This window comes from Desulfosporomusa polytropa, from assembly GCF_055380075.1.
This window is the reverse complement of the sequence record NZ_AP042400.1, coordinates 5309885-5317500: the sequence shown is the minus strand read 5'-3', so window position 1 is coordinate 5317500 and position 7616 is coordinate 5309885. Positions and strand designations below refer to the sequence as shown.

Annotated in this window: 4 protein-coding genes, 1 rRNA gene and 1 pseudogene (1 of these 6 cut by a window edge); all 6 read right to left on the bottom strand. The window is 45.8% G+C overall.

The genetic code is table 11. The features are described 5' to 3' along the window. Window positions 1–1270, bottom strand: a 16S ribosomal RNA gene (locus tag ACZ449_RS26705); it reaches 288 nt to the left of the window's first position. A gap of 317 nt (window positions 1271–1587) precedes the next feature. Further along, window positions 1588–2616, bottom strand: coding sequence for a sugar phosphate isomerase/epimerase family protein (locus ACZ449_RS26700; protein ID WP_464259042.1), 1029 nt, complete (start codon window positions 2614–2616; stop codon window positions 1588–1590). A gap of 73 nt (window positions 2617–2689) precedes the next feature. Next, a pseudogene (cobO, locus tag ACZ449_RS26695) lies at window positions 2690–3229 on the bottom strand (cob(I)yrinic acid a,c-diamide adenosyltransferase); the annotation flags it as partial. A gap of 75 nt (window positions 3230–3304) precedes the next feature. Further along, window positions 3305–4561, bottom strand: a complete 1257-nt coding sequence (locus tag ACZ449_RS26690; protein WP_464259041.1) for an ABC transporter ATP-binding protein — start codon at window positions 4559–4561, stop codon at window positions 3305–3307. After that, on the bottom strand, window positions 4558–5559 hold the full coding sequence (locus tag ACZ449_RS26685) for a FecCD family ABC transporter permease (RefSeq protein ID WP_464261948.1): 1002 nt from the start codon (window positions 5557–5559) through the stop codon (window positions 4558–4560). The genes ACZ449_RS26690 and ACZ449_RS26685 overlap by 4 nt, the downstream gene beginning before the upstream one ends. Window positions 5560–5623: 64 nt before the next feature. Beyond that, window positions 5624–7600, bottom strand: a complete 1977-nt coding sequence (locus ACZ449_RS26680) for a TonB-dependent receptor plug domain-containing protein (RefSeq protein WP_464259040.1) — start codon at window positions 7598–7600, stop codon at window positions 5624–5626. Window positions 7601–7616 lie beyond the last annotated feature (16 nt).

Below are 7616 nucleotides of genomic sequence, written 5' to 3'. Positions count from 1 at the left end.
TCGCTTTGTTTAAGCCCATTGTAGTACGTGTGTAGCCCAGGACATAAGGGGCATGATGACTTGACGTCATCCCCGCCTTCCTCCGTCTTGTCGACGGCAGTCTCCCTTGAGTTCCCACCTTTACGTGCTGGCAACAAAGGATAAGGGTTGCGCTCGTTGCGGGACTTAACCCAACATCTCACGACACGAGCTGACGACAGCCATGCACCACCTGTTTTCGTGTATCCGAAGATAGGAACTAATCTCTTAGTCTTTCACTCAATGTCAAGCCCTGGTAAGGTTCTTCGCGTTGCGTCGAATTAAACCACATACTCCACCGCTTGTGCGGGCCCCCGTCAATTCCTTTGAGTTTCAACCTTGCGGCCGTACTCCCCAGGCGGGGTACTTATTGCGTTAGCTTGCGGCACAGAAGGGGTCGATACCCTCTACACCTAGTACCCATCGTTTACGGCTAGGACTACCGGGGTATCTAATCCCGTTCGCTCCCCTAGCTTTCGCGCCTCAGTGTCAGACACAGTCCAGAAAGTCGCCTTCGCCACTGGTGTTCCTCCCAATATCTACGCATTTCACCGCTACACTGGGAATTCCACTTTCCTCTCCTGCACTCAAGATTCCCAGTTTCCTGCGCCTATACGGGGTTGAGCCCCGCACTTAGACACACGACTTAAAAATCCACCTACACGCCCTTTACGCCCAATAATTCCGGACAACGCTTGCCACCTACGTATTACCGCGGCTGCTGGCACGTAGTTAGCCGTGGCTTCCTCCTTTGGTACCGTCATTAGAATGCATTATTCACACATCCCACGTTCGTCCCAAACGACAGAGCTTTACAATCCGAAGACCTTCTTCACTCACGCGGCGTTGCTCCGTCAGACTTTCGTCCATTGCGGAAGATTCCCCACTGCTGCCTCCCGTAGGAGTCTGGGCCGTGTCTCAGTCCCAGTGTGGCCGTTCATCCTCTCAGACCGGCTACTGATCGTTGCCTTGGTGAGCCATTACCTCACCAACTAGCTAATCAGACGCAGACCCATCTCTAATCGGTAGCTTATAAATAGAGGCCACCTTTCTTATCCTAGTCATGCGACCAAGATACCACATTCGGTATTAGCACCACTTTCGCGGTGTTGTCCCCAATTTAGAGGCAGGTTGTCTACGCGTTACTCACCCGTTCGCCACTAAGCATCCATTGCTGGATACTCCGTTCGACTTGCATGTGTTAGGCACGCCGCCAGCGTTCGTCCTGAGCCAGGATCAAACTCTCCAATAAAGTTTTATTATTGAAGCCATTTGTTGGCTCTATAAATCATAGTAAGAAATTGTTTTTGTGTTGTATGTCGCAAGCGACATATAACCGCACATCTGGCTTTTATGATGCATTACTTACATTGTTCAGTTTTCAGGGAACGTGTTGTCGTTCGCTGACGACTTTTATATAGTAACACATAGGTTTTCACCGTGTCAATATATCTTTTGTTGGTAATTTTTGTCGTTTGAATGAATCGCTTATTATTTCATTCTGACTCGCTCGTTACAAGCGACTTTTATATAATATCCTAAAGGGCTCACCCTGTCAAGCTAGTAATATTAACCTGTTCCCAAGCTGTCAAGACTTCTGGTTTTTACTTGTACTGGTGGGGTTGCAAGTGGAATTTGAGGGTAGCTAAGCGCCTGTCGCTGCCGGCTTATTTTTTGTTCCCAGTCAGTCATCGATTTTTGCATAAACTCATGCACCAGGAATTCAGGCTGCACATAGTCGACTATTTTTTGCGCGACTGAGGTAGCGAACGGCAGATGTTCATCAATTTTCAGTACATGGTTCATAACCTCTTCCATCGTGTATTCTTCCTTACACAGTTTTGAGGTTTGACTACGGTGCAGGTATCTTCCTGACAGCGACTTGTGCAGATGAATGCCTCTAACATATTGCTTATAACTTCCCAGGTTTTCTAGTGTCTTTAGAATATACTGCACGCCCTCAGCCTCAGTCTGTAAGTCCCTGTTAGTATTCATTAGATGGCCGGTATCCAGCATTATCCCGACATTCCGATGGGTGACGTTATCAAGCAGTCTGGCAGTCACACCCTTATCAATAAGTGTCATGCCAGGCCACCACAGGTTTTCAAATAGCAAAGCCATATCCTGAGGAATTTCCTTGGCTAGCGCATTGACTACCTCAAGCATGGCTTCTATTACTTCTCTGTTTGTAGCACTAAACTTCCAACTGAATAATTCAGGTATTCGAGCATGACTAACGTGTAATACCAGATATTTTACGCCAGCCTGCTTGGCAGTCCGAATATTATCTCGATAAATGTCAAGCCAAGCTTCGCGGGTTGGTCCCCCATAGCACTCATTGATGCTTGCTTGACTACCAAACTGTCGGAGTAATGCCTCCTGATCACCGCGCCAAAAATCCAGCCACCAAGGCCAGAAACGCAAATGGCACCCATGCATCCATTCTGGTCTATGAAGCTGCGCGTCCCAAGGCCCGCAAAACATCATTTCTAAGCCATCAAGGTTATGGCGTTCCAAAAAATTCTGCAACCGCGCAGGGTCATTTTCCACAAGTTCATTATCACAACTATAGTTTGACATATTTACAAGCTGCAACATAATGCTTATCCTCACCCAGCTATTTTGTATCTCTTTAGCTATTATATACTCAATTATCTTTAGGTCACATTTTTCAGAATTCTATTCCTTTTTGCGCCTTTATCCCTTTTTTATAAGGATGTTTAATTTCCTTCATTTCAGTTACCAAATCCGCTTTATCAATGATCTCCTGGCGTGCGTCGCGCCCGGTAAGCACAAGATGCAGTAATGGCGGTTTTATTGCCAACAGTTCGACTACGGCTTCCCAAGAAACCAGTCCAAATTTAATCGCATAGTTAATCTCGTCAAGAATAATCATGTCCCAGTTTCCCGACACAATTTCCGTCCTCGCGTCCTGGAGTGCTTTTTCGGCAGCCTCTTGATGATCAGCTCGGTCCGCTTCTGTGGTATCTCGCACAAAGCCTTCACCCAGCTGGCGAATTACAAAGTCAGCTCCCATTCTTTCAGCAGCCTGTAATTCACCATATTTCCAATTCCCCTTGATAAATTGCAAAACCAATACCTTAAGTCCCTGACCCCACGCACGCAACCCCATACCCAATGCAGCAGTAGTTTTCCCCTTGCCATTTCCCGTATTTACGATAATCAAGCCCTTGGTTTCTGCCATAGTATCCTTCCTTTCTTTACTATAGTTTTCTTATTACTGCCTGCGCCTGCAAACTTCTTACTGCGCAATATATGCAATGTGTTAAAGAAATCCCCCTGTTACTACCTTCTCGGCAAACTGTACTGAGCTCAGCACAGTTACCTGCGGCAACGCAAGCAAATCATGGTACCGCTTGGCTGCTGCACCACCGGTAAAATCACGTTCCTCAATAGCTGTATCTTCAATAATAATAAGTTTTTTTGCAACAAAGGCCGCCTCAAGATTATCCAGATTTTGTTGTCCGTAATAGAGATTACTTAATACTGTACAATCGGCAGCACGGATTTTTCCTCTGTTTTCGCTCGCCTGGCCTTGATCAATAATGCAAAAAGGCTGGCCGACTATCGCCTGTATACCAAAAGCTAAAGCTGCCTCAGCATCGGTATCGCCTTGCTGAAAAACACCGCCGCTTACATTATAGGATCTTTCGTGCAAGAGCCGCAAAATATTTCCAGCAGTACCCCCACCGCCAATCACGTGGACTGACGGCTGCCGTGTAGTAGTCCCAGCCGCCTCATAGGTGTGAATATCCAGATTGCCTGTTACTTTATTAATAAAAACATCTGAATGTAAACCATAGGCCTTTTCCAAATTCTGTGCAGTAATAACTTCTTCCGGACTTCCGTCAGCAAGTATGGTGCCGCCAGTTAATAAAAGCAAGCGCGTACAAAACTTAGCCGCGAGTTTGATATCATGAGCAATAATAAGCACCGTCTTGCCTGCTTGGCACATGACCTGACAATGCCGGAAAATTTCCTCTTGGTACACCAAATCCAAACTGGCTGTCGGTTCATCCAGGAAGATGAGCGGTGTTTCCTGCGCCAATACCTTTGCCAGAAGAATACGCTGACGTTCTCCGCCTGAAACCTGCTGCACAGATTTCTCAGCCAATGCTTCAACACCGGTGAAAGCCATGTATTTTCGGGCAATCGCATAATCCTCACTCTGCTCATTCTGCCACCATTTCAGATATGGGTAGCGTCCAGCCAACACCACTTCTAGCGCATTAAAACCAAAGCCAACATTTACGTCCTGCTGCATATACGCCACAGCCCGAGCCAGTTGTTTGTCTCCCATAGTACGAATGGACTGGCCAAATACCTGGACATCCCCGGAGGCAATGGCGCCCATACCACGCAAGCCTCTGAGCAGCGTGCTTTTGCCTGCACCATTGGGTCCAATAATACCGATAAACTCACCTGGATTAGCCGCGAAAGAAATATCCCGCAAAATAACTTTTTCACCAATAGTAACGCCCACGTTAATGGCAGCTAAAACAGGTTGACTGACTATCTTCATGATAAGCCGCCCCCTTTCTGTGCTTTACGCAACAGATACAAAAAGTAGGGCGCCCCCACTAACGCTGTCATAATACCAACCCGAACCTCAGATGGTGGTATTAACAGCCGTCCCAAGGTATCACAAGCCACCAGGAATATCGCTCCGGCCAAAGCACAGGCAGGTAAGAGCGTCCGATGCTCTGGGCCAAGCAATAGACGCATAATGTGCGGCACAACTAAGCCAACAAAACCAATTGTACCACTAGCACATACGGCAATGGCGGTTGTCACGGCTGAAACAAACAACAGCACTAGTCGCAAGAAGGCCACCGGAACTCCGACTGAACGGGCTTCTTGATCGCCCAAAACTAAAATATTGAGGTGTCTGGCCAATAAAAACAAAATCATAATACCGATAATGACTGGGCCTGCAGCCAGATATACATGTTCCCAGCGACGGTAATCCAGGCCACCCACCGTCCAGAATAAGAACTCCCGCAGCCGATACTCGTTCATAAAGGTCAATATCCCAGAGGTCAAAGCACCCATTAGCAAACTTACAGCAACCCCAGACAAGAGAAGCACCATCACCGGGATTTTGCCATCACGCATAGCTAACGCAACTGTCACTCCGACTGCCAGCAGCGCACCCGCTAACGCAAAGAAAGGCATGTAAAAAATCCCGTTAGCTGTCACACCTAAAGCAATGGCAATAACAGCGCCCAATGCCGCACCGCTTGACACACCAATAATTCCCGGATCGGCCAGCGAGTTGCCAAATACCCCTTGCATAACCGCTCCTGATACCGCAAGTGCCGCACCCACCAGGATCCCTACCAGTGTGCGTGGCATACGAATATGCCAGATAACAGATATTTGTTCCTGGGTAACACCTGCCCCTTGAATGCCGGGAAGGTGTAATTGTTGAGCAATAACTGCCAGTGTGGTATTGATAGGTACAATTATCTGCCCCCAAGCCAGCGAGCATATGATCACTACAAGCAGCAACACACCCATCCCGCCAAAAAATATAGTTTTATTTTTAACCCTGCCGCTCATATCATCTTGTCCTTTTCACTAATTAGAAAGAATACTTGACACCCAGCTGGAAGTTGCGAGATGCCATAGGATAGTTACCCCGGCTACTTCCGGTTTCGCTAGAAGTGAGTTCATATGCCTTGTCTCCTAAATTAAAAACATTTAAGTAGACACTGGCAGCTGGCGACATCTTGTAATTGGCCGCCAAATTCCAGACCCAGTAACTGCTGTCAATAAATCGATTAGTGCTTAGCCCAGTTGCGCTCAGACCGTTGAGATTCACATCCCACTGCGTATCAGTATAACCTACCTTCACACGATACCCGTTTGGTTGACTGTTTTTGTCTTCCACTAGATAGCCCGCATTATCTTGATTGTTTTCTGTATGCACGTAGGAATAGCCAACTTCAGTGTAATAATGGTCAGAAAGCTTATGATGAATATCAAGCTCAAAACCACGTTTCTTTTGTTTGGCAATATTGCGCGCCCACGCATTGTTATCATCATAGTCCCAATCAATGGCATCTGTAAGCTTGCTGGTAAAGTAGTTGGCTTTTATTGATGTATTATCATTAAGTTTTTTATTCACCCCAACACTAAGTACATGCCCTTTTTCTGGTTTAAGATTAGGATTCCCTTTCCATGTCATTCCATAATAATCTATATTATAATACAAGTCATCCAGTGTAGGTGCCTTAAATACTTTATTGTATGAGAAATAAATATCGGTAGATGAATCGGCACTATAATTTACATTCACTTTAGGAGTTGTTTGCCCTCCAAATTTGCTATGATGGTCATAGCGCACGCCTGGTGTCATCGTCCATTTGTCTGTGACAGTAAAAATATCTTGCAAGTAAATTGCCGTATTCGTAACCGATTTATTTTCGTAGTTTACAATATCATAATATTCATCGTGATATGTATTTTCCAGGACTTCACCCTTTTCCCAGTCAAGACCGGTAATCAGTTTATGTTTGTCACCTAATTGCCAGCCTGTTTGGAAGGCAAAGCCTTGTGTTCTGCTTTTATAGATACCGCTAAAGTCTTGATTCATATAATTAGTATAAATGCGGGCAAAACCCGGCACGTTTTTTTGTTTATTGAAATCATAGGTTAGCGCCCAGTTGTTTGATAACTTTGCCGATTTAACGCTAGAGAGTGCAAACGCTGATGATACTGAATACGGTTGTCCGCCCTCATCATCCCAATGTTCAAAGTTAAACGTAACCGAACGATTATCATCAATTGTTTTATCTAACCGCATGGTGAAGCCTTGTCCCTCATATTTGCTATTCGGCCACCGATAGCTGTCACCTTTACTGCTGCCTGGTGTTAAGGCTGGATTCAACACGTTGTATTTCGTATAATCCTGTTCCTTTTTATTGGCGGTAACATACCAGCTAAATCCATTTTCACTGCCCTGCGTACTAAACCCATAATTGCGGTTACCCCAGGAACCGACAGAAACGTCCATTGTGGTTTTAGCCTCTGTTCCTTTGCGAGTAATAATATTAACCACTCCGCCGACAGCGTCGGAGCCATATAATGCGGAAGCGCCGCCCTTAACAATTTCAATACGTTCAATATTATCCAGCGAAATAATTGAATTTAGATCAATACCGGCCCGACTACCAATAACGCCCTGGGGCTGACTAATCCTGCGTCCGTCAATCATAACCAGCACACGGTCATCGCCGTTTAGACGAATTATCTGATTGGCACCAGCAAAACCTTTGGTAGTGACAATAACTCCATTAACGTCTCTGAGTACATCCCCCAAGTTGGCGAAAGCCCCTTTTTCAATTTGTTCTTTGGTAACAACCGTGACATTCGCAGCGGTTTTCGATACTGGCGTCAGCACCCTGTTCGCCGTTACCACCATTTCATCAAATGAAAACTGTTCTTGCTTAGCCGCCTCTTCTGCCAATGAAATACCGGGTATCTGGAATAGCAATGTACTTGTCACCATCGCACATAACCAAGTCTTTTTTGTACTTGTGGATTTCTTCCTTTTCACTATTGTTCACTCCTAT

Coding starts and splice junctions, on each gene's coding strand:
- ACZ449_RS26700 (WP_464259042.1), bottom strand. CDS start 2,616: ATGTTGCAGCTTGTAAATATGTCAAACTATAGTTGTGATAATGAACTT.
- ACZ449_RS26685 (WP_464261948.1), bottom strand. CDS start 5,559: ATGGGTGTGTTGCTGCTTGTAGTGATCATATGCTCGCTGGCTTGGGGG.
- ACZ449_RS26690 (WP_464259041.1), bottom strand. CDS start 4,561: ATGAAGATAGTCAGTCAACCTGTTTTAGCTGCCATTAACGTGGGCGTT.